Source organism: Brevibacterium sp. HMSC24B04, assembly GCF_001806835.1.
In the GTDB taxonomy this organism is placed as follows: Bacteria; Actinomycetota; Actinomycetes; order Actinomycetales; family Brevibacteriaceae; genus Brevibacterium; species Brevibacterium ravenspurgense.
The window spans coordinates 134,958-160,083 of sequence record NZ_KV786083.1; the positions used below are offsets into that span (position 1 = coordinate 134,958).

Annotated in this window: 27 protein-coding genes, 3 tRNA genes and 1 riboswitch; of the genes, 11 read left to right on the top strand and 19 right to left on the bottom strand. The window is 60.2% G+C overall.

Annotation, left to right across the window (positions count from 1 at the left end; all coding sequences use genetic code 11):
- Together mnmA and HMPREF3092_RS04330 are read right to left on the bottom strand one after the other, a co-directional pair.
- Complete coding sequence (gene mnmA / locus HMPREF3092_RS04325) at positions 1-1,155, bottom strand: tRNA 2-thiouridine(34) synthase MnmA (RefSeq protein WP_019174729.1); 1,155 nt, start codon at positions 1,153-1,155, stop codon at positions 1-3.
- A gap of 118 nt (positions 1,156-1,273) precedes the next feature.
- Positions 1,274-2,503 (bottom strand): cysteine desulfurase family protein, encoded by a 1,230-nt coding sequence (locus HMPREF3092_RS04330; protein ID WP_083274247.1) that lies wholly within the window; start codon positions 2,501-2,503, stop codon positions 1,274-1,276.
- A gap of 38 nt (positions 2,504-2,541) precedes the next feature.
- On the opposite strand from HMPREF3092_RS04330, the gene HMPREF3092_RS04335 reads away from it, so the two are divergent.
- Both HMPREF3092_RS04335 and HMPREF3092_RS04340 read left to right on the top strand, forming a co-directional pair.
- Entirely contained in the window at positions 2,542-2,889 is a 348-nt protein-coding gene (locus HMPREF3092_RS04335; protein ID WP_019174727.1) for a hypothetical protein, read from the top strand.
- Positions 2,886-3,341, top strand: coding sequence for a hypothetical protein (locus HMPREF3092_RS04340; RefSeq protein ID WP_019174726.1), 456 nt, complete (start codon positions 2,886-2,888; stop codon positions 3,339-3,341). The genes HMPREF3092_RS04335 and HMPREF3092_RS04340 overlap by 4 nt, the downstream gene beginning before the upstream one ends.
- A 274-nt stretch (positions 3,342-3,615) precedes the next feature.
- On the opposite strand, the gene HMPREF3092_RS04345 is transcribed toward HMPREF3092_RS04340, so the two are convergent.
- The 4 genes from HMPREF3092_RS04345 to HMPREF3092_RS04360 are packed head-to-tail and all read right to left on the bottom strand — an operon-like array spanning position 3,616 to position 8,117.
- Positions 3,616-4,692 carry a DUF8094 domain-containing protein gene (locus HMPREF3092_RS04345; protein ID WP_070423957.1) on the bottom strand — a complete coding sequence of 359 codons (1,077 nt, stop codon included), beginning with the start codon at positions 4,690-4,692 and terminating at the stop codon, positions 3,616-3,618.
- Positions 4,689-5,417, bottom strand: coding sequence for a hypothetical protein (locus HMPREF3092_RS04350; protein ID WP_070423958.1), 729 nt, complete (start codon positions 5,415-5,417; stop codon positions 4,689-4,691). The genes HMPREF3092_RS04345 and HMPREF3092_RS04350 overlap by 4 nt, the downstream gene beginning before the upstream one ends.
- Positions 5,417-6,445, bottom strand: coding sequence for a tetratricopeptide repeat protein (locus tag HMPREF3092_RS04355; RefSeq protein ID WP_070423959.1), 1,029 nt, complete (start codon positions 6,443-6,445; stop codon positions 5,417-5,419). The genes HMPREF3092_RS04350 and HMPREF3092_RS04355 overlap by 1 nt, the downstream gene beginning before the upstream one ends.
- Positions 6,446-6,455: 10 nt before the next feature.
- Complete coding sequence (locus tag HMPREF3092_RS04360) at positions 6,456-8,117, bottom strand: DUF8094 domain-containing protein (RefSeq protein WP_083274248.1); 1,662 nt, start codon at positions 8,115-8,117, stop codon at positions 6,456-6,458.
- 94 nt (positions 8,118-8,211) lie between these two features.
- On the opposite strand from HMPREF3092_RS04360, the gene orn reads away from it, so the two are divergent.
- Genes orn through HMPREF3092_RS04375 form a run of 3 tightly spaced genes read left to right on the top strand, consistent with a single transcriptional unit; the run spans position 8,212 to position 11,121 of the window.
- The gene (orn, locus tag HMPREF3092_RS04365) at positions 8,212-8,880 is read left to right on the top strand and encodes an oligoribonuclease (RefSeq protein ID WP_070423960.1); all 669 of its coding nucleotides are present in this window, start codon (positions 8,212-8,214) and stop codon (positions 8,878-8,880) included.
- A 2-nt stretch (positions 8,881-8,882) separates the two neighbouring features.
- Entirely contained in the window at positions 8,883-10,598 is a 1,716-nt protein-coding gene (locus tag HMPREF3092_RS04370; RefSeq protein ID WP_070423961.1) for a glycosyltransferase family protein, read from the top strand.
- A 28-nt stretch (positions 10,599-10,626) separates the two neighbouring features.
- The gene (locus HMPREF3092_RS04375) at positions 10,627-11,121 is read left to right on the top strand and encodes a methylated-DNA--[protein]-cysteine S-methyltransferase (protein ID WP_305366916.1); all 495 of its coding nucleotides are present in this window, start codon (positions 10,627-10,629) and stop codon (positions 11,119-11,121) included.
- Positions 11,122-11,209: 88 nt separating this feature from the next.
- On the opposite strand, the gene HMPREF3092_RS04380 is transcribed toward HMPREF3092_RS04375, so the two are convergent.
- The gene (locus tag HMPREF3092_RS04380; protein WP_070423963.1) at positions 11,210-12,037 is read right to left on the bottom strand and encodes a hypothetical protein; all 828 of its coding nucleotides are present in this window, start codon (positions 12,035-12,037) and stop codon (positions 11,210-11,212) included.
- 96 nt (positions 12,038-12,133) lie between these two features.
- Positions 12,134-13,861: a hypothetical protein gene (locus tag HMPREF3092_RS04385; RefSeq protein ID WP_070423964.1), complete on the bottom strand. Its 1,728-nt coding sequence runs from the start codon at positions 13,859-13,861 to the stop codon at positions 12,134-12,136.
- A gap of 288 nt (positions 13,862-14,149) precedes the next feature.
- Here HMPREF3092_RS04385 and HMPREF3092_RS04390 point away from each other — a divergent pair.
- Positions 14,150-14,225: transfer RNA gene (locus HMPREF3092_RS04390), tRNA-His, on the top strand.
- Between the two features lie 146 nt (positions 14,226-14,371).
- Positions 14,372-14,484, top strand: a riboswitch (SAM riboswitch).
- 42 nt (positions 14,485-14,526) lie between these two features.
- Positions 14,527-15,048 carry a hypothetical protein gene (locus tag HMPREF3092_RS04395; RefSeq protein WP_256174377.1) on the top strand — a complete coding sequence of 174 codons (522 nt, stop codon included), beginning with the start codon at positions 14,527-14,529 and terminating at the stop codon, positions 15,046-15,048.
- Between the two features lie 83 nt (positions 15,049-15,131).
- On the opposite strand, the gene HMPREF3092_RS04400 is transcribed toward HMPREF3092_RS04395, so the two are convergent.
- The 7 genes from HMPREF3092_RS04400 to HMPREF3092_RS04430 all read right to left on the bottom strand — a co-directional run bounded on the left by HMPREF3092_RS04400 (position 15,132) and on the right by HMPREF3092_RS04430 (position 18,810).
- Entirely contained in the window at positions 15,132-16,130 is a 999-nt protein-coding gene (locus tag HMPREF3092_RS04400) for an NADP-dependent oxidoreductase (protein ID WP_070423966.1), read from the bottom strand.
- A complete protein-coding gene (locus HMPREF3092_RS11180; protein ID WP_141737950.1) occupies positions 16,117-16,449 on the bottom strand; it encodes a hypothetical protein in 333 nt (110 codons plus the stop codon). Before HMPREF3092_RS11180 ends, HMPREF3092_RS04400 begins: the two co-directional genes overlap by 14 nt.
- Before the next feature lie 154 nt (positions 16,450-16,603).
- The gene (locus HMPREF3092_RS04410; RefSeq protein WP_070423968.1) at positions 16,604-16,867 is read right to left on the bottom strand and encodes a hypothetical protein; all 264 of its coding nucleotides are present in this window, start codon (positions 16,865-16,867) and stop codon (positions 16,604-16,606) included.
- A gap of 56 nt (positions 16,868-16,923) precedes the next feature.
- Positions 16,924-17,658 (bottom strand): NYN domain-containing protein, encoded by a 735-nt coding sequence (locus HMPREF3092_RS04415; RefSeq protein WP_070423980.1) that lies wholly within the window; start codon positions 17,656-17,658, stop codon positions 16,924-16,926.
- Between the two features lie 251 nt (positions 17,659-17,909).
- A tRNA-Lys gene (locus tag HMPREF3092_RS04420) sits at positions 17,910-17,982 on the bottom strand.
- A 157-nt stretch (positions 17,983-18,139) separates the two neighbouring features.
- Positions 18,140-18,493: a GroES family chaperonin gene (locus HMPREF3092_RS04425; RefSeq protein ID WP_061941052.1), complete on the bottom strand. Its 354-nt coding sequence runs from the start codon at positions 18,491-18,493 to the stop codon at positions 18,140-18,142.
- 29 nt (positions 18,494-18,522) lie between these two features.
- Positions 18,523-18,810 carry a DUF3618 domain-containing protein gene (locus tag HMPREF3092_RS04430; RefSeq protein ID WP_061941063.1) on the bottom strand — a complete coding sequence of 96 codons (288 nt, stop codon included), beginning with the start codon at positions 18,808-18,810 and terminating at the stop codon, positions 18,523-18,525.
- 119 nt (positions 18,811-18,929) lie between these two features.
- Between HMPREF3092_RS04430 and bcp the strand changes: the two genes are divergently transcribed.
- Complete coding sequence (bcp, locus tag HMPREF3092_RS04435; protein ID WP_070423969.1) at positions 18,930-19,397, top strand: thioredoxin-dependent thiol peroxidase; 468 nt, start codon at positions 18,930-18,932, stop codon at positions 19,395-19,397.
- 127 nt (positions 19,398-19,524) lie between these two features.
- Positions 19,525-19,606 (top strand) — tRNA-Leu (locus HMPREF3092_RS04440).
- A gap of 99 nt (positions 19,607-19,705) precedes the next feature.
- Here HMPREF3092_RS04440 and HMPREF3092_RS04445 read toward each other — a convergent pair.
- Positions 19,706-20,194 carry a CBS domain-containing protein gene (locus HMPREF3092_RS04445; protein ID WP_218079004.1) on the bottom strand — a complete coding sequence of 163 codons (489 nt, stop codon included), beginning with the start codon at positions 20,192-20,194 and terminating at the stop codon, positions 19,706-19,708.
- 41 nt (positions 20,195-20,235) lie between these two features.
- Between HMPREF3092_RS04445 and HMPREF3092_RS11185 the strand changes: the two genes are divergently transcribed.
- Complete coding sequence (locus HMPREF3092_RS11185; RefSeq protein ID WP_141737951.1) at positions 20,236-20,430, top strand: hypothetical protein; 195 nt, start codon at positions 20,236-20,238, stop codon at positions 20,428-20,430.
- Positions 20,431-20,640: 210 nt separating this feature from the next.
- Here the strand turns inward: HMPREF3092_RS11185 and HMPREF3092_RS04450 are convergent, their stop codons facing one another.
- The gene (locus HMPREF3092_RS04450; protein ID WP_218079005.1) at positions 20,641-21,210 is read right to left on the bottom strand and encodes a hypothetical protein; all 570 of its coding nucleotides are present in this window, start codon (positions 21,208-21,210) and stop codon (positions 20,641-20,643) included.
- 577 nt (positions 21,211-21,787) lie between these two features.
- Here HMPREF3092_RS04450 and HMPREF3092_RS04455 point away from each other — a divergent pair.
- Positions 21,788-23,233 (top strand): ATP-binding protein, encoded by a 1,446-nt coding sequence (locus HMPREF3092_RS04455; protein ID WP_070423972.1) that lies wholly within the window; start codon positions 21,788-21,790, stop codon positions 23,231-23,233.
- 188 nt (positions 23,234-23,421) lie between these two features.
- On the opposite strand, the gene HMPREF3092_RS04460 is transcribed toward HMPREF3092_RS04455, so the two are convergent.
- Together HMPREF3092_RS04460 and HMPREF3092_RS04465 are read right to left on the bottom strand one after the other, a co-directional pair.
- Positions 23,422-23,670, bottom strand: a complete 249-nt coding sequence (locus HMPREF3092_RS04460; RefSeq protein ID WP_070423973.1) for a GNAT family protein — start codon at positions 23,668-23,670, stop codon at positions 23,422-23,424.
- A 45-nt stretch (positions 23,671-23,715) separates the two neighbouring features.
- Positions 23,716-25,126, bottom strand: a 1,411-nt coding sequence (locus HMPREF3092_RS04465) for a type I restriction enzyme endonuclease domain-containing protein (RefSeq protein WP_141737952.1), incomplete at its 5' end; no start/stop codon positions are given.

Below are 25,126 nucleotides of genomic sequence, written 5' to 3' on the forward strand. Positions count from 1 at the left end.
TCAGGCTGCCGTGCGGTCGATCGTGGCCTGGCCGAGCACCCGGGTGCCGTCGTAGACGACCATCGTCTGGCCGGGGGCAACACCGCTTAAGGGTTCGTCGACGCTGATGTGCATCAGCTGGCCGGCAGGGCGGGCCTGCGGGACATTGAATTCGGTTTCCGGCGGATCCGGCAGATATTCGCCCATCCACATGCGGGCCGGAACCGGTTCAGCGTGAGCGCGGATCTGCACTTCGCACTCCATGGCCCGGTCTTCCGAGTTTCCGGCGGCTTCCGGAGGCTGGCCGCACCACGTGGTGCGAATGCCCGTTAAGCGGGTGATGGAAAGGTCCGGCCGCTGGCCCACCGTGACGGTGTTCGTGCGGGTGTCGACATCGACCACGTAGCGGGGTTTGCCATCGGCGGTCGGCTTGTCGATGCCCAAGCCCTTGCGCTGGCCGATGGTGTACGACTGTGCGCCGTCATGTTCGCCCAGCACTTCGCCCTCTTTGTCTTTGATGAGACCGGGGCGCATGGGAATCTTGTCTGCCAGCCACGCTTTTGTGTTGCCGTCGGGGATGAAGCAGATGTCGTAGGAGTCCGGTTTGTTCGCCACGGGGAAGCCGCGTTCAGCAGCTTCGGCGCGAACATCGGCCTTAGCGGCACTGGCGCCGATGGGGAAATAGCAGTGGCGCAGCTGCTCTTCTGTCAGCACGCCCAGAACATAGGACTGGTCTTTGTTCATGTCCTGACCGCGGTGCAGCTGCGGGTGGCCGTCGACCCACTGGATTTCGGCGTAGTGGCCGGTGGCAATCGCATCAAAACCCAGGGCGAGCGCACGGTCGAGCAGGGCGGCGAACTTGATGCGTTCATTGCAGCGCATACACGGGTTGGGGGTGCGGCCCTGCGAGTATTCGGCGATGAAGTCATCGACGATGTCTTCTTTGAAGCGTTCGGAGAAGTCCCACACGTAGAACGGAATGTCGAGCATGCCGGCAACGCGGGCGGCGTCGCGAGAGTCTTCGATGGTGCAGCAGCCGCGCGAGCCCGTGCGCAGGGTTCCGGGCATACGCGACAGCGCCAAGTGCACGCCGACGACTTCGTGTCCGGCGTCTTTGGCTCGTGCGGCGGCGACGGCTGAGTCCACACCGCCTGACATGGCTGCCAGTACCTTCACGGTCCCTCCTTCGATTGGGCTGCTGGCTCTGAAAGCGCCCGCGATCTTACAGCGTCCTGCTGTGACAGAGCTCTGGTGTTACAGCGTTCGGGCCATTGATTCTATTCCTTACTGCGGCTCAGTCGGCCTGGCTCCAGTCGTAGGCGGAGTTCATGCCGGCTTTGCGTGCCTGCTCGACAACACCGGGCAGGGCTTCGATGAGCTTGTCGACCTCTTCTTCTGTTGTTCCGTGACCCAGTGTGAACCGCTGGGATGAGCGGGCCTCGTCTTCGCGGTATCCGCAGGCCAGGAGCACGTGGCTGGGCCGGTTGACACCGGCACTGCATGCCGAACCGGCCGAGGTGGCAAACCCGGCCGCGTCCAACAGGAACAGGAGGGAATCGGCTTCCGCTCCGGGGAAAGTGAAGTGGACGTTGCCCGGCAGCCGGTCCTCACGGTGACCTGACAGGTGAGCATCCGGGACGCTGTTTTCGATACCGGCGATCAGCCGGTCACGCAGACCGGACAGGCGCGGCGCCTCGTGAGCTATGTCCCCCGTTGCCTCCTGCGCGGCGGCGGCAAAAGCGGCAGCCCCTGCAACATCAAGGGTGCCCGAACGCAGCGAGCGCTCCTGGCCACCACCGTGCAGAACGGGGACCGCCTTGATGTCGCGCGACAGGATGAGAGCGCCGATGCCCACCGGACCGCCGATCTTGTGGGCCGTGACAGTCATTGCGTCGACGCCCAGGTCGGCGAAGTTCAGCGGCAGCTGTCCGAATGCCTGCACCGCGTCGGTGTGGATGGGAACGCCCGCGGCCTTGGCGAGTGCTGCGGCTTCCTTGATCGGCTGGACGGTGCCGATTTCGTTGTTGGCGTACATGATCGACACGAGGGCCGTGCGGTCGCCGTGTTCGCGCAGCAGCTCCTCCAGGTGGTCCAGGCGGATGCGGCCGTCTTCGTCGACATCCACCAGGAGAACCTGCGCACCTTGGGTTTCGAGCCAGCCGGCGGTGTCGAGGACGGCGTTGTGCTCAATCGGGGTGGTGATGATGACCGGGTGCGACAGTTCAGGGGCGGGTGTTGGCGTGCCCGCGCCTTCGGCCGGCACGCCGTTGCGGTGCCAGAACAGACCCTTGATGGCCAGGTTGTCGGCTTCTGTGCCGCCTGAGGTGAGCACCACCTCGGCCGGGGTCGATGCGCCGACCGCCCGAGCCAGCACCTCGCGAGAATCCTCCAAGCGCAGGCGCGACTGCTGGCCCAGCGAATGCAGGGCCGATGGGTTGCCGATCTGCTGCAGTTCGTCGGTGTAGGCCTTCAGCGCGGTTGGGCGCATGGGCGATGTCGCTGCATAGTCGAAATAGGAACGCACACACCGAGTCTAACGACCGCGGCGATACACTCTAAGGCGTGATTGCGTTCCTGACCTATGCCCAATATGCGGCCGCCGGGCTGCTTGCCCTGTGGGGCACCATCCAGGCCCTGCGAAACCGTCCGGCACCGATCGCAATGATCTGGTGGGCAGGCGCCGTGCTTCTGCTGCTGATCGTTCAGCTGGTCACCAGCATTGTGCTTTTCGGGCAGACAAACGCCGACCCGCTGCTGTTCTTCGGGTACGTGCTGACCGCAATCATCCTCGTGCCGATAGCCGCGGTGTGGGGATACATTGAGCCCAGCAAATGGGGACCGTGGGTGCTGGCCGCAGCCGGCGCCACCGTCATCGTCATGATTATTCGAATGGACCAGATCTGGCTGTGAACACCTCAGCGAACACTTCCGGCAACACCGGTAACACCAAGGCGTACTCGGCAATGCACTCCGGGCCGGGGCGCGCCCTGACCGCGGTGTACGGCATCTTTGCGCTGTCGGCATCCGCGCGGGCCGGTTACCAGCTTGTTTCGCACTTCGACCATGCGCCGCTGGCCTACGGGCTGTCCGCGTTTTCGGCTGTTGTTTACATTGTCGCGACGGTCTGCCTGGCAATCGCCAACCGCACAGCCCACCGGATTGCTGTCGTTTCGGTGCTCATCGAACTCATCGGAGTTATTGCCGTCGGCATTTTCAGCCTTGTTCGCCCGGAGCTCTTCCCCGAAGCCACCGTGTGGTCAGGTTTCGGCATCGGCTACGGCTTTGTTCCGCTGGTGCTGCCAGTGCTCGGCATCCTGTGGCTTATCCGCGTAGACCGCATCGCCCAGCAGTACGGGGCTTAAGCTGGCGGACCCGGCACCTCGAGCCAGAAGGCACCTCGCCCCCAGAAGAGACCTCGGCCAGCCAGCCGGCACCTCGGCCAGCCAATCCCCCAACAAAAACACCCGTTAGCAACAAATCCACGCCTTAGCCGCACCGAGACACCCCTTAGCCGGAATCTGCGCTTTAGCCGTAACTGCTAACGGGAGTTTTTGTTGCTACCCGGTGGTAACCGGCCCCAAGGGTACACCCCAACCGCCAAAACCAGCCCGAGCCAACCCAGGCCAGCGGCGCGGCTCAGTCGCCGGAGTCCTTGCCTTTGTCCTCGTCCTTGCCCTTGCCTTCGTCCTTGCCTTTGTCTTCGCTCTTGTCCTTGCCCCCGCCCTTTGCGGTGGTCTGTTTGCCGGACAGTGGGAACCAGTCGGGGCTGGTGAGCTTGGTCTTGCCCTTGCTGGTTTCAATGAGGAACGGGATTGACGCTTCGATTTCTACGCGGTTGCCGTTCTTCTTCCCCGTGGTGATGGCGGAAACCTGTTTGGGGAGTGTGAAGTTGAAGTCGTCAGGCACCTCGAGTGTGATGGTGCACCGCATTTCCGCCATCGAAACAGCACCGCCGCCCTCAGCTTTCACCGCGTACTTTTCGAAGTCGATTTCCGTGTACGGCTGGCAGCGTGATTCAACGCGCTTGAACGATTTGGTGTCTTTCGCGTACTCGTCAACGTAGTCGCGGTAGCCCTTGAAGCCGTCGCCGCTGGGGTCAAAGTCATCCAGCGAATCGCCGCCGCCGGATTTGCCCGCACCGCTGAGGTAGTCCTTGACCGCGGTGACGGTCTTGCCGAAATCGACGGCGTACTGTTTGCCTGCCTCAGCAACCTGGCCGTCTTCCAGTGCGAGGTTCGGCACACGCTCGGGATCGATGAAAAGTCCCTGTTGCACTGTCCATTCGCTGTTGGCATCTTCACGCGTCACCAGGAGGGCCTGCGTGCCGGATTCGGCATCGTCAGCATTGGCGAAGGCAAAGAACCACAGCGGATACTCCGACTGCTTCGGCCCGCCTGCAACCACCTTGTCGAAGCCGACCGTGCCGAGTTTCTTCTTTTCGGCTTTCGCTACGAGAACTTCAGCTTTTGTGCGGTCGAGCATCGGTCCGCCCTGAATTTCATCCAGACCTTTGCCGTCATCAGCAAGCGCTTTCTGCAGTTTCTTCGTGTAGTCGGTGATGAACGCCGAACCATCGCCGGCACGCAGCGGCGCCTTCGCGTATTCGCTGGACTGCGGAACCGCGGGCCGGGCAATCGGCGGCGCGCCGGCACACGCGCTCAGCAGCCCCAGTCCCGCAAAGGCTGCCGTCATCAGGCTGAGTGCGCGCTTCATCGGGCTCCCTCCGCTGTCTTCTTCACATCTGCCGAGGTGCCGCCCGGCTCCTCGCCTTCTGGCACCCGGGTGCCGGGTACCTCGGCATTTTGTTCGCCCGCACCGCGTCGGCGGCCCACCGCGACCTTCGGCTGGTCGTGCTTCCAGGACAGGAAAAGCCACACTGCAGCCGCGAAGGCCAGCACTGTGAAAGCCAGGCCGATGAGTGCCAGAGGAACAACACCGGGCGTGTCAACCGTGACGGTGATTTTGGCGTCAGCGAGGTCACCTTCAGGTGCGGCAACAACGACCATCTGCGGGTTGCTGTCAAGGCCCAGCCGAACCTTCGGCGATGTCCCGGTTTCCTGTGCAATCCACCAGTCGCGGCTTTCGGGGTCAGTCGGCAGTGAGTCTCCCCCGGCTACGAACCTGTGCTCGATTTCGCCCGGCAGTTTGATCTTGGTGGCTTCGTCGTGCGCGGTGCCCGTTAGATAGCTGCGAGCGTCAACCCCGTTGGCGGTTCCGATGAACACGGGACTGTCGGATTCGACGCTGACCTCCGCCACAGCATTGGTCACGGGAATCAGCTGCTGGTCGATCATGACTGCCTGGCTGCGTTCGTCAGCGGTCATCGCCTCGGTGCGGGCCTGCCCGTCAAAGCCGACAACGGACAGTGCTGATGTCACCAGCACCAAGCCGAGAACTCCAACCAGCGCCAGCAGTCCGGCGCTCAGAAGCCGTGTCATCAGAACAGTGCGCGCATCAGACGGCCGCGGGCTTTGACGACGCGTGCGTCTTCAGCGCCGACGGCGTCGAACAGGTCCAGCAGGTGCACGCGAAGTTTTTCGCGGTCGTCGCCCGCGGTGGTTCCAATGAGCGTGATCAGTCGTGTGAATGCGTCTTCTACGTGTCCGCCTGCTACGTCGAGGTCAGCGCAGTCAATCGCCGCGTCAACGGACGATGGGTTGTCGGCTGCGGCCTGGCGCACGGCGGCGAGGTCCTTATCGCGGGTGCGGCGCAGCAGGCCGACCCGGGCGATGCCGGCTTTCGCTTCGTCATCTGCGGGCGATTCGGCGAGTGCGTTCTTGTACACCTGTTCGGCCCGGTCGAGGTCGCCGGCTTCAAGTGCTTCGAGCGCTTCGGGGTGGCGGGGCCCCTGCTGCCCGGGAGCGCCTTTGACCCACGCGGTTTTGTGCAGTCCGGCTTGGCTCGCCGCCTGTGCGATCTGGTCAAACAGCTGGCGGATCTGCGCTTCGGGCTGCATACCCTGGAACAGCGGAACGGGCTGGCCCTTGATGACGGCGACAACCGTCGGCAGGGCCTGCACCTGGAATGCCTGCTGGATGGCGGGACTGGTGGCAACATCCACGAGTCCCAGCACTGCGCGACCAGCCTGGTCTTCAACGATCTTCTGCATGACGGGCAGGATCTGCTGGCTTTCGGGCTGCTGGCCGGAGTACAGCACGAGCACCACGGGCAGTTCCATCGACAGTCGGGCGGCCGATTCAAAGGTCTGCTCGTTCACTTCGAAGGCGAGTGCGGGAACTTCGACCTGGTTGGGGCCGGGTGCCTCGCTTGATTGTGCCGCACCGCCCGGTGCCGAAGCTGCCGAGGTGCCGTGTCCGCGAACCGCCGAAAGGTCAAGGCCTTCCTGGGCTCCTGGCTGGTCGGGCTGCTGAGGTCCCGGCTGGCCGGGCTGGTTCGGCTGGCCGGCCTGCGGGCCTCCTGCCTGCTGGCCGTGTCCGGGGTGTTCGGGCTGCTGGGGAATAGTCATGTTCTCCTCGTCAGTTGTTGCCGCTGAGTTTGGCGTCGGACATGGCGGTTGAAACGCCGATCAGGCGCACCTTGCCTTCGCCCTTCTTGGGCACGACGAATGCGTAGACCTGTGTGTATTCGGTCTGCAGTGTGCGCTGGGTTTTGCTTTCGCCGACGACCTTGGCCTGCGGGTTGGGCACTGTGAGTTCGCCGGTTTGGCCCTCGCGCGTTTCGGGTGACAGGGAAAGAGTCTGCACTGCCGAGCCGATCACGATGGCCGATCCGTCGGTGGTCGACTGGGCTGCGATCTGCTTGCCGGGGCTGTACTCAACCTTGGCCGAGCCGTTGCCCTTTTCGATTTCCTTCTTGATCTTCTTGAACGTGTCGTTTTCCTGTTTGGCGAACGCGTCGTCTTCGAAGTCGCCCTTGCGCTTGGCCTTGTTGGGCTTCTGGAGTTTTTCAGCGTAGTTTTCGACGGTCTGCTTGGGCGTCATGACCAGGCCGTCCTGATCGGCCGCCAGGAGGCCCGAACCGACGCGCGCATCTTCGACTTCGGGGAATTCAGCGCCGGGCAGAAGCACGGTCAGCGCCCACAGGCGGTAGGGACTGCGGGGGTCCTGCTGGCTGAGCATGACCAGCTGGGTTTGGTCGTTTCCGCTGACGACTGCCGATGTGATCCGCGGCCAGGTGTCGGTTGCCGAAGTGAAGTTCACCTTGACATCGTCAAAGGCCGGGGTTGCCGGCAGCTTGGCCTTTTTGTCCTTCTTCTTAATCTTGTAGGCGCCTTCGCGCTGCTGGAAGAAGCTGCCGTCGGCACGTTCGCCGAGTTTCTTCGTGTCGAGCTTGTCGTCGGCTTCCTTGATGGTGGTGTTGATGTTCTCCAGCACGCGTTCGAGCTGTTCGTCGGTGACGGAGGCTGCCGGTGCGGTGGGGGTTTCCAACGGCTGCGGTTCGGGCAGTTCCTGTGCACCACAGCCGGCGAGTGCCAAGCCGGGAACGATCGCGAAGGCCGAGCCCATCTGGGCCAGACGGCGACGGCGCTCACGGCGCGCTTCCTCGCGTTCTTTTTCGCGCTTCTTCGCTTTGGTGCCGGAGATGAACAGCAGGATACCCAGAACGATGAGGATGAGTCCGATGATGATCAGCGGGGTCGCCCACGGGTTGGTGGCGTCGTTCTGCCACGTCACCGACACCTGCAGGTCGGTCTTTTCGCTGCTGCCGATCAAGAACGAGGTGTCACCAGCCGGTTCGCTCCATGTGAAGGTCACCTGTTCGGCTTCGGTCGTGGAGTCTTCCCACAGGTCCGCCCCCGCGGGGTTGGGCACACTGTCTCCTTCACCGGCAACTTTTTCTGTGCGCAGCTCTTCTTGGGTTTTCAGGCCGGTGATGTCGAGGTAGGAGGCTTCGCCGAGCCACGCTTCGACGTTGGGCTTCGAGGCGTGGGCAACTGTGATGTCGCCGGTGCCCTTGACGGTCACTTTGGCTTCGCCGGGGTACAGGTTGAGAACTCCGGGCTCGATGACGGCCGCTGCGGAGCTTTCGTCCGTCTGTGTGGTCGCCGTAATGTTTTCCGGCGGTGCCCACACGGTCTTCTGAAGAACTCCGACGACGCCGAGTACAGCGCCCAGGACGATCATCACGACTGCAGCAATTGAGCGCACGCGCTCCCCTTCGATCAGCTTGCGGTTCAACTGTCCATTCTACGTACCCGACAAAGCCGAGTTTTGGGCGGACTCTCAGCGGTCTGCTTACGCACACCGGGCGGTGTCAGGCCGCACCGCTAATATGGGCGTCGTGGCTGTAGACAGAATTGTATGGATTGACTGCGAAATGACCGGCCTTGAGGTCGGCACGGACGAACTGATCGAAGTCGCGGCGATTGTCACCGACTTCGACCTCGAACCGCTTGACGATGGCATCGACATCGTCATCAAGCCGTCTGAGGCCGCGCGGAACAACATGAACGACTTCGTGACGAACATGCACCGTGAATCCGGGCTGATCGACGAACTCGACCAGGGCACTACGGTTGCTGACGCACAGAAGCGCGTCTTGGACTACATCCGTTCGCACGTCCCCGTTTCCGGCAAGGCGCCGCTGGGCGGCAATTCAGTCGGCACCGACAAAATGTTCCTGCAGCAGCAGATGCCGGAACTCGTCGACTATCTGCACTACCGCATCATCGACGTCAGCTCGATTAAGGAACTGGCCAAGCGCTGGTTCCCGTCGTCGTACTATTCGGCACCGGCCAAGACCGGCAACCACCGGGCCCTTGGCGACATTCTCGATTCCATTGCCGAACTCGCCTACTACCGCCGGGCGGTCTTCACCGCTGAAGCTCCTGACTCAACGGCCTCAGCGAAGATCGCCTCCGAAATCACCTCCGAGTACTTCCCCACCGACTCAGCCGAAAGTGACCAGCCGAAGTCCCCAGGCACCTCGGCAGACAGCTGAACATGAGCACCACCGCCGCTCCCCTGACATCGGCAGACGAAAGAAACGAAATCCCGCTGGGCAAGCGGGACTCCCGCTACCGTTTCTTCGAAATGATCCCGGCGCTCTTCAGCTACGGGAATTTGGCTGCTGTTGTGGTCCTTTCGCTCATCAACCCCACGTGGGGTGCGCTGTGGGTGCTGGCGATCGTCGCCTACATGTTCATTCGGGGTGTGCGCGGTGCGATTGACCTTGTGCGCGGACTGCGACGTTTTCGCCTGGCTGCTCGCGTGGACTGGAATGCGCGCCTGCTGGACATTGCGCTGGTCTTGGACGGCAAACGAGTCCCGCCGACCCCACCGGGATCGTTCAGGGCAGCCCAGCATCGGCAGCTGCTGCGGCAGGTGCAGAAAAACCCCCAGAACTACCCGCACCCGGCCAGGGTGCAGCACGCTGTCATCATTGCGGCGTACAACGAACCGTACGAAGTCATCGAACCGACCATCCGCGGGCTGCTGTACACAACGACACCGGCGGATCACCTGCACATCTTCTTCGCCTACGAAGAGCGCGGCGGCCCGGACATGCAGCTGACGGCGCAGCGGCTGAAGGAAAAGTACGGCGCGAAGTTCGGCACCTACGAACTCGTTGAACACCCCCGCGATATCCCCGGTGAAATCACCGGCAAGGGCGGCAACATCACCTACGCCGGCCGGCGCACAGCCATGTGGGCGGAAGAAAACGGCTACGACCCTGCCGAAGTCATAGTCACAACGCTCGACTGTGACAACAAGCCGTACGAAAGCTACTTCGACTACGTCGCCTACGAATACATTCGGGCGGAAGACCGCCAGCGGGCGTCCTACCAGCCGATCGCGCTGTACCTGTCGAACATCTGGGATGCCCCCGCGGTCACCCGCGTAATCGCATCGGCCAACTGCTTCTTCAACCTCACACAGACGGTCCGGCCGTTTTCGCTGCGGAACTTCGCATCACATTCGCAGCCGCTCGATGCGCTTATCGACATGGACTTCTGGTCCACGCGCACCATCGTCGAAGACGGCCACCAGTTCTGGCGGTCGTACTTCCATTTCGATGGCAACTACCGGGTGATCCCGGTGCACGTGCCCATTTATCAGGACGCGGTGTTGGCTGGGAACCTGGGGCAGTCGATCAAAGCGCAGTTCAAGCAGCTGTCCCGCTGGTCCTACGGCGCTTCTGACGTTCCCTACGCCGTTAAGGGCTGGGCCAATTCGAAGCCCAAGTTCTTCCGCACGCTGTGTCAGTTCATTCTGCTGTTGGAAAGCCACGTCACGCTCGCCAGTGTTTCTATCATCATCGCCGTAGGCGGTTGGGTGCCGTTCCTGGTGCTGCGTGCCACCGGCGAAAACGCACCGGAGTTCACCAGCAACATGCCGTTTTTGGTCGGAGCCATCCAGCAGGTGGCCATGATCATGCTGCTCACATCGCTGCTGGTGTTCGTCAACCTGCTGCCGCCCAGGCCTGTGCGCTATTCACGACTGCGCTCAGTGTCGATGCTCGCTCAGTGGCTGCTGTTCCCCTTTACGCTCATGATCTTCAATTCCTCGACAGCGCTCGTGTCGCAGGGCCGGCTGCTGTTCGGCAAGTACCGCGAAAACTTCGAGGTCACAGAGAAGACGGTTGTAAAGTCAAACGTCGAACCTTCGGCACGTCAGATCAGCCTGCAGCGCATGGACATAGAAAACGACGGCCGCTGATCCTATGTGCTCAGCCCGTCACGCGCACGTGACTCTGCCGACCGGGCCCACCGTTGTCATCGCGCACGACGACCAGCTGGTCGGAGTTCACCACGTGCCCATCAAGCACAGTCCCGAACCGGAAGTTTTCGGGCGGGAGCTCAGCTCCGCCTCGGCAGCTGGTGATCCGGTCATCGGACCGGCTCTTGAGCAGCTGCGTGAGTACTTTGCCGGGCAGCGGCAGACTTTCGATGTTCCTATTGCCCTGCACGGCACCGACAGTCAGAAGCGCGTTTGGCCGCTGCTGCTGGACATTCCGTTTGGCGAACTGACCACGTACGGGCAGATTGCCCGGCAGCTGGGCAAACCGGGCATGGCGCAGGCTGTCGGCGGCGCTGTGGGACACAATCCCATCAGCATCATCGTGCCGTGCCACAGGGTGATGGGCGCCGACGGCGGTTTGGTCGGCTATGCCGGCGGGCTTGAGCGCAAGCGGATGCTGTTGGAACTTGAGGGGCACACGCCAGACCGCCCGCTGTTCTGAAGATCCGGTGCCGAGGTGCCGGAACACCCGGGTGCCGAGACTCCGGGATTTGGTGCTCCACCTCGTAATTGTGCGGCAGATGCGGCACTCAGCCGCGCTGCTCCTGGTCTTTCTGTGAGCGGCGCAGGAACAGCCACGCCGCCACAATGACAGCCAAGCCCACGAGGATTGTCAGGCCACCCCACAGCAGGCTGCTGCTGCGAGCTTCAGCATTGTCGGCACCGGCCTGGCTGCCTTTCAGCGCGGAGTTGCGGCTGCCGTCTTCGGAGGACTCGGCCTGTTCGGCTTCGGGGGTGGGAACGGGGTCGTTGACCGCACCGTGGTTCTGTTCGGCATAGCCTCCAGAACCAGGGCTGGGGCTCTGCGGAACCCAGTTTGTGCCGCTGTTGCCGGTGTCCGGATAGCCGCCCTGCCGGCCAGAGCTGTCACTGTTGAAGCGGCCATCGGGAGGCAGTGGACTGCTGCTAGGCGGACCTGTGTTCGGCAGACGGGGGTCGTCGGCTGGAGGATCCTCGGGTTCGTCCGGCTGCTCCGGGACTGGTTTCTCAGTTGGCTTCTGAGTGGGTTTCGACGTTGGCTTCGGCTTTTCGGTCGGCGTCGGCGATGCCGAGGGGTCCTCAGACGGTGATTCCGAGGGGTCCTCAGACGGCGACTCCGAGGGGTCCCCACTCGGGTTGGGGGTGGGCGTGCCCGTCGGAGTACCGCTTGACCCGTCTGCGGGTTCACTCGACGGCGGAGGGCTGTTATCGCCGTCAGGATCGTACGGGGTGTCTGAAGTCCGCGATGCGGTTGAGGCTGCGGTGGGATTGTTTTCCGGCTGCGAGGCTGCCGGGATGGCGATTGTGAACAGCAGGCCGGAGGCGGCAAAACAGCACAGCGCGACGGCTATCGCCGGGCGCTTGAACGTGATTCTCATGCTGCCTTCCGGTGTGTGCATCAGCGTTGTACGTGCTCAAATGTGCGTGCTCAGCTGTTTCGAACGTCTGACCGAAGTACGGCGCAACGCCCGTTATTACCCTTCGTGTGCTTGTGCGTAGCCTCTGATTGTATCGGATTCGCTGCGGACGACCGCGTATTCGCCGTCCGAATCGACGGCCATGAGGTTGTTGCTGGTTTCGTAGGCGGCGTCACCTGCGACGATTGCGGGGCTGCCTTCGACCACTGCAGGCGTGTATGTGCCGCGGGGTTCCCCGAAGCGCACATCTTCGCCTGCCTCGTCACGTACCAGCAGGCCGGTCTTCATGTCGAAGAGGTAGGGACCGAATACTGCCAGGTGGAAGCCCTGCCCCCGTTCCCATTTGGCTTCGGAGATTCGGTTCGCCTGAGCTTCGACCGTTGACACGATCTTGCCTTGGCTGGTGTCGCTGACTACGACCTGCACAGAGGCGTCGGATTCTAGTTCAGTTCCGCTTTCGCCCCACACCGTGACGATTTTGCCGTGTCCGGCTGTCACCCATTTGAGGATTACGAGGTCGCGACCGGGTTTTTCGAGTGAGAACTTCTCCGTCAGGCCAGTGTCGGTGTCGGATACTGCGACGTCGCCGTCGAAGGCGGCGGTGATGATCTTCCGACCGTCGAGCCCCATGGGGGTGAAGCCGGATTCGATGCCCACAACGGGGTGCACTTTGTCATCGTGGAAGTGGTAGAGCTTGTCGTCGGCAACGACCATGGGTGATGTTCCGGCCAGCGAGATTTCGGCGTTCTTGGGAAGTTCGTACTTGCGGGTTTTGTCTTCACCGTCGAAGAGGACTTCTGCGGTATCACCTGAGCGCAGCAGGAGGACTGGGCGGTTGTTGATTTTGGTCTCGGCGGCGATCTGAATATCGCCGTCCATGGTGATGTTTGTGCGTTTGCGGCCGGTTGCCGGGTCGTAGATGTCGACGGTTTGGTTTTTGACTACGACGATTCCGCGTTCGGATGCACTGACTGATGCCGCAGGGTCGACAGGGAGTTCCCACGCAGGTTCATTCTTGAATCCGGGAACGACGCTGTCTGATTTTTTGAGGCTCAGTTTGGGCTGTTCGGCTCCACCGGAGACATTTGCTGAGGTTTCTTCCAGCCCGCCGTCGGGTGCGCCGACGAATGATGGGATGACCCACAGAACGATGACCACGATCAGCATGACGGCCAACACGATTGACGGCACCAGCATGGATGGCCTGCGTTTGCGGCGGTCTTCGCGTGCGGTCCTTGTTGGTTTTGGTTCGTCAGAGAGCAGCCGGGTCAGCAGTGATCCGTTGCCCTGCCGGGCGCGGTGGCGCCTTGCGGCTCGCCTTGTGCCGTTTTCTTCCGCGGTGCCACCAGGCTCCTCCACCGGCCTGTCTGCCCTTGCTGGCCGGGGTGCGGAATCACCCTCCGGGGATCCCGCAGCCGAGGCGTATGGCACGGCAGATTCTGTGAAGGGTGCCGAGGTGTCCGCCTGATTTTCCAGCCCGCTCCCCTGGTCGGGAGCTTTTGATTCTTGCGCGCTTTCGACAGTGCGGTCTTCTCTGTTCTCTACTGCGTTCTGCGGCTGGATTATGGGAAGTTCGCTTGTTGCCACTGTTCCATCAGCCGCGATGACCACGGAATGTGAAGAATCACCGTCGGTGATCTGCACGAATATGGGGTGATCGTCGATTGCCGCTTCGTCGCGGACGGCCGCAAGTGCTGCACCCAGGTCTCGGCAGCGTTCCGAGGCGCCGTCGATCGTCAGCAGGACAGTTCTGTCCTCAGCAAAGCTGACGTCAGCGTGCTTCATCCTCGGGGCTTTCTACTGGGGAGTCAGTGTCGTTGGTTCCAACGTGTCAGCGGGTGGGTGAACCGCTATTTCACCTGAGTGATTTTACGCCGCGCATATTGCAGTTCCCAGTTTGCACGGAAAACGTTATGGCTCGTTTATCTGCTGGTGAGAACGTGACTGTTCGCTGTGTGAATGCAGGGGTTCAGCAAGGCGCCTGTTGAGCTCGACGGAGTGAAACATGAGCCGATTTGGCCTTACGGCCGAGCGTGGCTTACCATTGTCAATGCTGTCCAAGCGGCAGTGATGGTGGCTATAGCTCAGCTGGTAGAGCACCGCGTTGTGGTCGCGGGGGTCGCGGGTTCAAGTCCCGTTAGCCACCCCAGTCAAAGCCTCGGAACGGAAGTTCCGAGGCTTTTCTCTTCCCACAGAAACTCATCGTGCGCGCCGGCCTGTCGCCAAGCATGCAAATATGACGATTTGTTACCGCTTCCGCCCGAAGTTTCTGCGGTTCCAGTATGTTGTCGGCAGGTTCAAGAGTTGCAGCTTTCAGTACCTGGCTGGCTGCACGACAACCCTCTCCATCGAGCGGGGTGCCCCAGGGGAAGAACCGGCATGAGCAAACGTTCATGCAAGTCGATGGATCCCGTCGCGCAGACGCACGGGATCCGGTTAGGAACATTCCCATGTCTACTCACCGTGGCAACACCGGTACAGGCACATCTGACAACGTCGACCCAACAGATGGTTGGGGCGAAGTCCCTGAAGCTGATCGCCCTCTGTGGTCTCGCTACATGCTCGACCACTGCCCTGCATTCCCAGGGGCGATCGCCATGAATTTCATTGCAGGCAGCGTCGTCAAGGGCGGCACGGGTGTCCCTCAATCTTGGAAGGCCACAGCCGCAGAACTGCACAATGCCGGGTTCAGCCCGATCCAGTACTTCTTACTCGCTGAGCTGCTGACGAGTGCGCGGAAGCAGGGGGAATTGCAGGAAGCCCTGCACGGCCATCTTTTTAAACAGTGGTTCGGTGATCCTTATCCGGATTTTCGGCTCAATGCGGATGCCTGGCGGCCCTGGCTTCAGCGTCTGCAGAATGCGCAGTCGCCCAGCCGAGCGCTCAGCCACATCCTTCATGGGTGGAACCTGCCGCCCTTGGGCACGGTGAGGTTCACCAAAGGAGGGAATACGCAGGTCGTTTCCGACTGATCAAGCAAAGAGCGTCCCGCCAACAAGGCGGGACGCTCACCGCTTACGAGGCGAAGCTCACCACGGTCTGCGAATCCCAGTGATCACATCTCAACAACCATCTTGCCGGTGTTGCCACCAGAGAAAAGCTCGAGGAATGCCTCAGGCATGGCTTCGATGCCGTGGCGGGTGGTCACGTCGTACTTGATGTCACCCTTGAGGACGAGCGGAGCCATGCGCTCCTGGAATTCAGGGGCGACGTCCAGATACTTGCCGAGGACGAATCCGCGCAGAGTGAGGCACTTGCCGATGGCAAGCGCGAGGTTGCGCGGCCCCGAGGGTTTCTCGGTGTCGTTGTATTGCGCGATCGCGCCGCACATGGCGACGCGGCCGAACTCGTTCATGCGGGCAATGGCTGCTTCGAGGTGTTCACCGCCGACGTTGTCGAAGTACAGGTCGATGCCTTCTGGCGCAGCTTCCTTGAGCTGTGCGGAAAGATTGCCTTCGCGGTAGTTGATGGCGCTATCGAAGCCGAGCTCCTTGAGCCGCTCAACCTTTTCGTCGGTGCCGGCCGATCCGATGACCTTCGATGCGCCGAGCTGACGAGCAAACTGACCGACAGCCGAACCGACTGCGCCTGCCGCGCCGGAAACGAACACGACATCGCCTTCCTTGATTTCGGCAATGCGGGTCAGACCAACATAGGCGGTCAGACCGGTCAGGCCGAGGATGCCGAGGTAGGCGTGCGCGGGTGCCATGTCGAGGTCGACGGGTTTGGCGGCTGACTCATCGACGACGGCGACGTCCTGCCAACCCAGCGAGTGGCTGACGTCGTCACCCACTTTGAACTTTTCGGAGCGGGATTCGCGGACGATGCCGACAGCGCCGCCGGTCATCGGCTTGTCGATTTCGAAAGGCGGAATGTAGGACTTCACATCGTTCATCCGGCCGCGCATGTAGGGGTCGACCGTGTTGACCTTGTTCTCTACGAGGATCTGCCCGTCGGAGAGCTCGGGAAGCTCAACCTCTTCGAGGCGGAAGTTGTCCATAGTTGGGGTGCCGGTGGGGCGGGAAGCCAGAACCCACTGCTTAGAAGTCGTCATGAAGAACTGCGTCCTTTCGCCAATGAGGCTTCTGCCAAACCAACAGGGCCTCGATGCTTGTCACTTCTCGCCCAGTCCAGCACTGAAAAGCATGCAAAAATTCCAAGCGAAATGGCAAAAGTTCGTCATCGTCAACTATTGCGCCAGCATCGACAACTGCACTATAAGCATCGTCGAAGAACAGATCCGGGTCTTCTTCGAACGGCCTATAAACTCGCCTGGGTTCACGTCCACGTGCTTCGTCAGCAATCGCCAACAGCGAATAGAAGACATGACGCATCGAGGCAAAATACCTATTGACGTCATCAAACTCTGGCATCGGACCGTCCTCCCCACAGTAGGGACTTAGCTGCCGCTCGTTTTCGTAAACAAAAGCAATCCCGCAGCCTGTGTGCTGTGGGGGTTAGTGTTCTCTTGAGCATTACGCACCTGTAGGCCGGCGCTTTAGCTGCAAGGACGCTGTGGTGAGGTCGTTAGGGTGTCAGTGTTTCGAGCAGGCCGTCTGCTCCGCTTGCTGCTGCGAAACCGGTGAAGTAGGTGCTGTGCGTTGCCTTCACTGTTTCGAGGGAATCTGAGCCGACAAGAACAACGTCTGTAGATAGTGAGTCGCGGTACTCCGCTTCGAGCTTTGCGTATTCTTCCATTGCCCGCTCCGCATCAGTGCCAAAAGACTCCTGCATGATGAGCTTGTCCTGGACATGGTCAAAGACGAGCAGGAAATGATTGATGTTGCTCATGACGCGCCCTCCTGCTTGTCAACGCTCGCGGTGAGCAGCTTGTTCACTTTGATGGTTTACATTTCATCATCGACATTGTCTGGTTCCAACTCTTTGGCCATGTTGTTTACATGCAAAGGATCATTTAGGGACTCAGGTCTGTTCGTGACGCATTCACGCACTCCGTCGATGTGCTCGTTCAGGCTGTCTGTGACTGAGGCCCACATTGGATCTAAGATGAAATCGATACCGGAGCGCCTCGCCAGCTTAGCGGCAGGAACAAAGTCACTGTCGCCGGCGATCATTACTATCTGGTTGACTAACTTTTGTTGCGCAAGAGAGGCTATATCGAGACCAATTCGCATATCTACGCCCTTTTGCGTTATATCAAGAACGAAGTCATCTTCGCACAAGTCTTCAACCCGCAGGCTCCCTGAACACAGCCGCTTCAGGGGCTTGTCTTTTAAAATATAGTTGCCTTGGGTTTCGAGCTTTTCCCCGCGACGCACGGCTACCTTGCGTTTCCTGGTGAGCGCTTTCAAAAAGCGCGTCATCCACTCAAACTGCTCACTTTTCCCAAGGTTTACCTGTTCTTTTGTGAGCGGATGATAGACGACTTTGTCTAACGGTGGGCAGTCGTAATAAAAGATACGATACAGACCGGCGCGTGATTCCCTGATGTGGCGCCGACAGTAAGCAAGAAGCTCAGCTGCTCGCTGTTCAGGATCTTTCTTCCCAAGCAGGGCGGCTGCTCTCTTACGGTAGAAGCCTCCGTCGACAAGCACAGCTGTCGTGATTTCACGAAGCGGCATTCTGTGATCTCTCGCACTGTGCATTTGCGGCCTCCACTGCATACGCGAAAACCTCAGTCGTCGGCACTCTCCTTATCGGTGGAGGGTCAACGGCTGAGGTTGATACGACCACAATAGTCGTGCCGCAGTCGACCAGTCAACCCTGCGCATGAAATACAGCCCCTCGCAACGATCGATGAGGCGGGAACGCATAGGCCTCAAACGAAAGAAACCGCCGCCCAGCGATGCTGGACGGCGGTCTTGGTGATTCGTACACCCCCCGGGACTCGAACCCGGAACCCACTGATTAAGAGTCAGTTGCTCTACCAATTGAGCTAGAGGTGCGCAACGAGAAACTACTATACACACTTCCTGCGGCGGTGGGAAATTGAAATCAGCCCAAATCCGACCTTTGTGACTAACCGCACAAGACCGAGCTGAGCGGCACCTCGTGCGATCAGGGAGGGCAGCCCCGACGCCAAACCAGCAGCCGCCCTAGCGGCTACAGGTACAGGCCGGTGCTGTCCTCGCCCGCGGTCTGCGAGATCGCGTGAATATCGCGTTCACGCAGAAGTGTGTATAGGGATCCGTCGAGTTCGACCTCGGCGCGGTCCTCTGGGTCGAACAGGATTGTGTCGTGCAGGCTGACTTGGCGCACATTCGGGCCGGTGGCCACCACCGTGCCCCATGCCAGCCGCTTGCCCATGGCCGCGGTTGCGGGAATGACAATGCCAGCAGAAGACCTGCGCTCCCCCGCTTCCTTGTCAGGTTCCACGAGCAGACGGTCGTGGAGCATGCGGATGGGAAGCTCGCCAGCGGTTTCTGCCGCCGGCCGAGTACGCGACGTTTCAGACATACAGCGAATACTTGCCGATCAGTGCCTGATCAGTACTTGCGCTGGCTGCGCACGATGCCCAGGGCGACAATCGCTGCGGCGCTGAGAACAAGACCACCGACGAGTGCGGCAGTGTCAGCGCGGACTGAACCGTCCGAGTTGACGGCAGCTCCCTTGACCCGGCCGGTTGCACGAGCGGCAATGGCCTTGGGGTGGACTTCGCCGATGAGGGTGTCGATGTTGGCAGCCAGGCGCTGTTCGCGCAGGCGGATGGATTCTTCGAGCTGTGCCTTCGAAGCGTTGTCGACAGTGATGTCCGAGGTGTAGACGTTGCTCACGCGCATTCCTTTTCTTCGGAAGTCTGCTTACCCACCCGAGCTTACCGTGACCGACTGACACTGAACGGCAGGTGGCAGAATGAGACGCAGAACTTACGCCCCGTAACGAAGGGAAGGCCATGACCCGACTGGAGATCGGCGACACCGCACCGGATTTCACCCTGACCGACCACACGGGTAAGGACGTAACCCTCTCGGATCTGCGCGGCACGCCCGTCATCGTCTACTTCTACCCGCGAGCGATGACTCCCGGCTGCACCACGCAGGCGTGTGACTTCCGCGACAGCCTGTCATCACTGAAATCAGCCGGCTACACAGTGCTTGGGGTTTCGCCGGACAAACCGGAAAAACTCGCCCAGTTCGTGGAAAAGGAAGGCCTGAACTTCCAGCTGCTGTCCGACCCGGACAAGCAGGTCATGACCGAATGGGGTGCGTTCGGCGAAAAGAAGAACTACGGCAAGATCGTCCAGGGTGTTATCCGCTCCACGATCGTGCTGGATGAAGAAGGTGTTGTGAAGGTCGCCCAGTACAACGTGCGTGCCAAGGGTCACGTGGAGCGTCTGCGCCGCGAACTCGGCATCGACTGACCAACCGGCAACAGCCGAGCCGCTTCCCCACCTCGGCAACAAGCCACCTCGGCACCTCGCCCCAATCCCGCGAACCCACCTCGAGCCCCACTGACCAAAGTCAGGGTCTTGTATGCTGGGTTCGCCCGCGCGAGTGGCGGAATTGGCAGACGCGCTGGATTTAGGTTCCAGTGTCTTCGGACGTAGGGGTTCAAGTCCCCTCTCGCGCACAGTGTGAAGTCCCGGGACATCGTTCACTCGATGTCCCGGGATTCTCTATGCCCTAGTGCCGTTGATTGGCGAGGTGCCGCTCGCCTCCCCCGTACCGCTCACTTCGCGCGGCTTACCTTGAGCTGCGCGCTTTGTCTCAGTCGGCCGCGGCCACGTAGGTCGTCGTTCACGTTGAGCTCGTCACCGGCGGATACGAAGCCTGCCAGGGTGCGGTCCTCTTCCAGCAGCGGCACGCCTGAGATTCGCTTGTCGACGAACATATGCAGCGCCTGGCGGATGGTGTCGCTGGGTGCCAGGAAGTAGATGTCCTGCTTCATCAGCTGAGCAACCAGGATGTCGGCAGCTTCCGAGGTGGAAGCCCCTGCTCCGGGCTGCTCGGCACTGCTTGTGGCCGGGTGGGCGGTGGTTGCTCGTGTTCCGGTCCAGCCGAGCACCACAGCGATGAGGGCCAGAATGACTGGACGGGGCCGAAGATGGTGGAAATGCCGTAGAGCAGGCCCAGAAGTGCGATGGCGACCAAGATGACCGAGGGTGGTCATCGCTCCCATGAGTCCCATGAACGTGCCGAGTTTGGGGCGTGGGGCCACGGTCAGCACCCAGCATGTAGGCAGTGGCGAACCATTGAACAGTGGGCACGCCGATCTTGAAGTCGGCCATGATGTGGGTGAAGCCGACGTTGAGGAACGTTTCGTTGAAGGTGGCGATGAAGGCGGCCAGGGTGGCCGCAAACATGATTGTCAGCAACCTGTTTTCTGCTGGGTGTGCGGGCGCGGAAGTGCGTGCGGAAGGAGACGCAGCCATGAAGCCTCTCTACGTTGGTTGAACAGGATTGGCTTCGGTGGCGTTGGCAGATTTACGTGCGGCCGCTCCTTCTGTGAGGAGCGGTTTATGGCCGCACTGCGTGTCTCGTATTCCAGGCCGCAGGCGCGTTTACCGGATCGCTGGGCGGAAGAGGCGGTGCGGGTTGCTATCAGGCGCAACCCTCTGCAGATGTCGAGTTCCGATTTCTCTGCTGTCACTCGCCTAGCTGAATTCATTTACTGAGGCTGTCATATGCTTCGCGGTTGGGGCCGCGCATAAGATACGCGGCCGCAGCCGCCGCGGCATAAAGTGTCCACGCACCCACGAAGAAGATCAGGTTTTCCTGCCAGTCCCCGACGAAAATCTCGTGTGTGCGAGTACTGCGATAGAACGAGTTCGTGACAGCAAGCAGCAATGCCGCTGCCCCGCTTGACACAAGTCGTATCCACAGTGCCCTCACCCGCGGTTGCGACCATCGTCGTGGCGGGTCAACAATCAAAAGAACGAAGCCGGTGAGAAATGTTCCGAAAAGTGGAAGGACCATCCAAAGAGTGCCGGCTGCGGAGAGCCCCACGGCGGGGATATAGAAAATTCCGAAACAGATTCCAATCCATGTCGTGTAGGTACGGATCGCGTCCCTGTTCATGAAAGTAGGCGTGTCGTATCGGGTTGAGCTTCTCATAAGCATGCGCCCCGCCACTGCCGTGAAGACGACCCAGCCCAGACCGAGAGATATGAGCGTCTCACCCCAATGTTGAGAACCGTAGTGGGTGGAGGCAACTGCATCAAAAGCGACCAGCACGAAGGTCGCAACTCCTGCACCTAGCACTCGGATCAGCAATGCTCGTCGGAGCGGCGCCTCCCATGCTGATGGCCGATCAACAACAAAAAGAAGCAGCCCCGCGAGAGGCGCAAGCCACAATGGGAGATTCACCGGGGCGACTCCAGCAGTGGAGAGCAAAGAACCAGGCACTACCGCGAAGCCAAGGATGAAACCTACCCAGTACACGTAGGTATGAACGAATGGTTTGAAACACTCAACCACTCATACCTCCCACGGACTTCAGCGCCGAAACCATGACGATTCTACGGCGAGAGGTACCCCATAGCGGAAGACGGAATCAGCGGTTCTTGCTGGTGACTCAACGCCAGAACCCAGCGATTACCTGTCTGCTAAGCAGCGGCCGGTCCTTTATCTGCCCAACGCACCCCAGCACATCTGATTCTGTGATGACGTCAAAGGCAACATCATCTTGAACGAATACCTCGGCTGACTCCCTACTGCCACATGCCCCATTCAACTTCCCACTAACTTCCCACTTAACTTCCCACAGTGTTATGCTGAGTGGGAAGTTAAGTGGGAAGTTAGTGAGCACTCGATGGACACCGAACGCCTAGAGTCAATCGTCCACGCACTGCGGCTGGTAGGGACTGACAACCAGCCCACCGAAGTCAAGAGCAATGCTGGCAAATCAATTCGCGAAACTCTCAGTGCGTTCGCGAACGCCAACGGCGGCCTCATCATCCTGGGTTTGGATGAGTCAAACGGATTCTTACCCGTGGAGGGCTTCGATGCGGCGAAAGCCCAGGACGCACTGGAAACTCGATGTGCCCAAACCACACCCCCGGTACGCCCAATCGTCGACATAGTCCCCTTTGAGGACTCCTTGATTGTTGTAGCGGAAGTCAATGAAATGACCTCCGAAGACAAACCCTGTTTCGTAACTGACCAGGGTAAATATGGCGGAAGCTATATTCGGGTTGGCGACGGTGACGTCCGACTTACACAATATGAAGTCGAGCGCCTCATTGAGGAGCGGACTCAACCCAAATGGGACGAACAGTCAGTGACGGAAGCACAGCTTGAAGATCTGCATTCAGACACCGTGAATGCCTACATGGCTGTTCAACGCGAACGTCGCCCCAAAACTTTTAACGACGGCACCGAAACCGCTATGAAGCGCCTGCGCATCCTTAAGGACGGACACCCGACCCTGGCGTCTCTGCTTGTCATGGGCGAATATCCGCAGGAATTCTTCCCGCGCCTCACAGTGACATTTGCCAGCTTCCCAGGAACAACCAAGGGCTCCGTCACTGAAGGAGTTCGACTCCTCGACAGCAAAACCCTCACGGGCACCATCCCGGAGCTCGTTGACGACGGAATCGAAATCGTAAAGAACAACATGCGCACTGCCGCGCTTATCGGCGAAAAGTACCGCTCAGACCTGCCGGACTACCCTCCCATCGCAGTACGCGAAGCTCTAGTGAACGCCCTCATGCACCGCGATTACTCACCGCACGCGCAAGGCAGTCAGGTGCAAATCAACATGTTCGTTGATCGTCTTGAGATCACGAGCCCGGGAGGACTGTACGGAGGCGTCACGGTACGAAACCTCGGGAAGCCAGGTGTGAGCTCAACCCGAAACCAACGCCTCTCTTCGTTTCTCGAGGACGTGAAGTTTCACGATGACGGCGGCGGAGCAGGTGTCGTTGCCGAAAACAGGGGCACAGGCATCGCAGTTATTCAACGCTCGCTCGCCGATGCCCTCATGCCACCGCCTGAGTACATCAACCGGCTAGACAGTTTCACGATTATCTTCCACCGGCGAAGAGTGGCAGAAAAAGAACGCTACGCGAGCGCTTTTGATCAAGTATTCACCGCACTGAAAGGGCAGGCGTCTGCTTCCACATCAGAACTTGTGCAAGAAACACGACTAAGCCGTACCGCGGTGCAAAAAGCCGTAAACGAACTCATCGCCGAAGGTGTCGTCGAACGTACTGAGCCACTGCGAAGCCCCCGGCAGCGCTACCGCATCAAAACGTAGCCGTTGTGCCGAAGAAACCCGGCACTACCGGACCACAACAGCTTCCCACAAGCTTCCCACTTAACTTCCCACAGTGTTATGTCGAGTGGGAAGTTAAGTGGGAAGCCGTGAAACACCACCCGGCCCAAGCTTCTTCACCTTTCACTTTTGGATCGACCTGGTCAAACGGCCACCACTCGCCACTCCCGTCAGTCGCCTAGATATTTGATGAACACCTGGCAGGGGTTCCATTCGTCCCACAGGGTGGGGAACACTTCGAGTTCTTTATAGCCAAGCGATTTGTAGAACTTGTTGGTCACGTCGTACTCGTCATAGTGGCCCGACTGAACAGTCTTGACCTGCGAGTATGAGTAGCCCAAACTTTTCGCCAGCTTTTCGTACTCGTCGTTGAGCTGTGTGGCTACACCGCTGCGATGGAACTTCTTCTTGACTCCCATCACGAATATGCTCGCTAGAGGCACAACACCTACCCCTGTAACCCACTATGCGGCGTCAGACCACCGGGGTGCGAAGCGTTCCATCTGCTCCAACACGTGAACGACTGCTTCGGCCCGCTGTTCCATCGGATAGTTGTATTTACGCAGCAGGGTCTTGATTGACCGGCGCAGTTTGGCCCGCACGTCATCGCGCACGGTCCAGTCGGTTTTCGCATCGCGACGAAGGGTTGCCACCAGGTCGCGAGCAATCTGGGCGAGCACGTCATCCTCCAACACCTGGTCTTGCGAGGCGCCATCGGCAATCACGTCATAGAACGCCAGTTCATCATTGCTCAAGGGTGGGCTGAAGGACTCACCGCGTTTGTTTTCCGCAACGATCTCTTTTGACAGTTCGATGAGTTCGGCAATGATCTCGGCTGACGTCAGCTGTTGGTTGGTGTAACGGTTCATCAGGTCGCGGATGCGCTCCGAGAATCGCTTTTCACGAACATTGTTATTGCCGGTCGCAGTACGTGCTTCTTTCAGAAGGTCACGCCGCAGAGCGTCAATGAGCAGCGCTGTTTCTGATTTGTCTTTCGCTTTCAGTTTGAGCGCTTCAATGTTCAGGTCCTGCAGGTTGGGCAGTTCGCGGTCGATTTCGCTGTACACGTCAATGACCTTTGACGACGCACTTGATTCAACGACTAGCTGGCTGAGCAGCGTTAGGACCTCGTCACTCAAAGGCTCGCCATTGGCCCGACTATCCGCCGCGTCCATCTTGACCAGCTGGTTGCGCACATCGGAGTAGAACCGCACGTCATTGCGGTACTGAGCGGCATCAGAACTTCCCGAAGCCAGTGCCCACGCTCTGGCCAGTTTGCCCGCGTACTCATTAAACTTTCTCGCCTTCGGGTAGCGACCTTTTTCGTCAGCTGTCTGTGGGTCACGCAGCTTCGCCAGCACGTGCAGGCGTGCTTTTCGCTGCTGTCCCCCAGCTTCCATTTCGCGCCATTCCTCACCGGCAATCGCGTTGAGCTTCTCGATGAAACCACGAACGATTTTCACTGCATCTTCGATGTTCTGCCCGATGACCTTTTCGTCTTCTGCTGTCGAGCTCTTGGTGAACTCGGCAATCGCCTCTTGCAGGTTGTCGATGAGCGGTGCGTACGCAACCAGCAGCCCGCTTTCCTTCTGCCGGAACTTGCGGTTGACTCGGGCGAGTGTCTGCATGAGCAGCGCACTTTTCAGCGGACGGTCCAGATAGAGCGTATGCAGCGGCGGAGCATCGAATCCGGTGAGCATCATGCCCTGCACAATGGCGATTTCGAGTTCGTCATCGGCGTCTTTCATCCGGTCTTTGATCGCATCCATGCGCGCCTGATTGCGGACGTGCTTCTGCAGGTGCGCAGGGTCGGATGCCGCGCCGGAGTAGATGACTTTGATGGCTCTTCCGGTTTCAGAGTGCGTGACGCGGTCT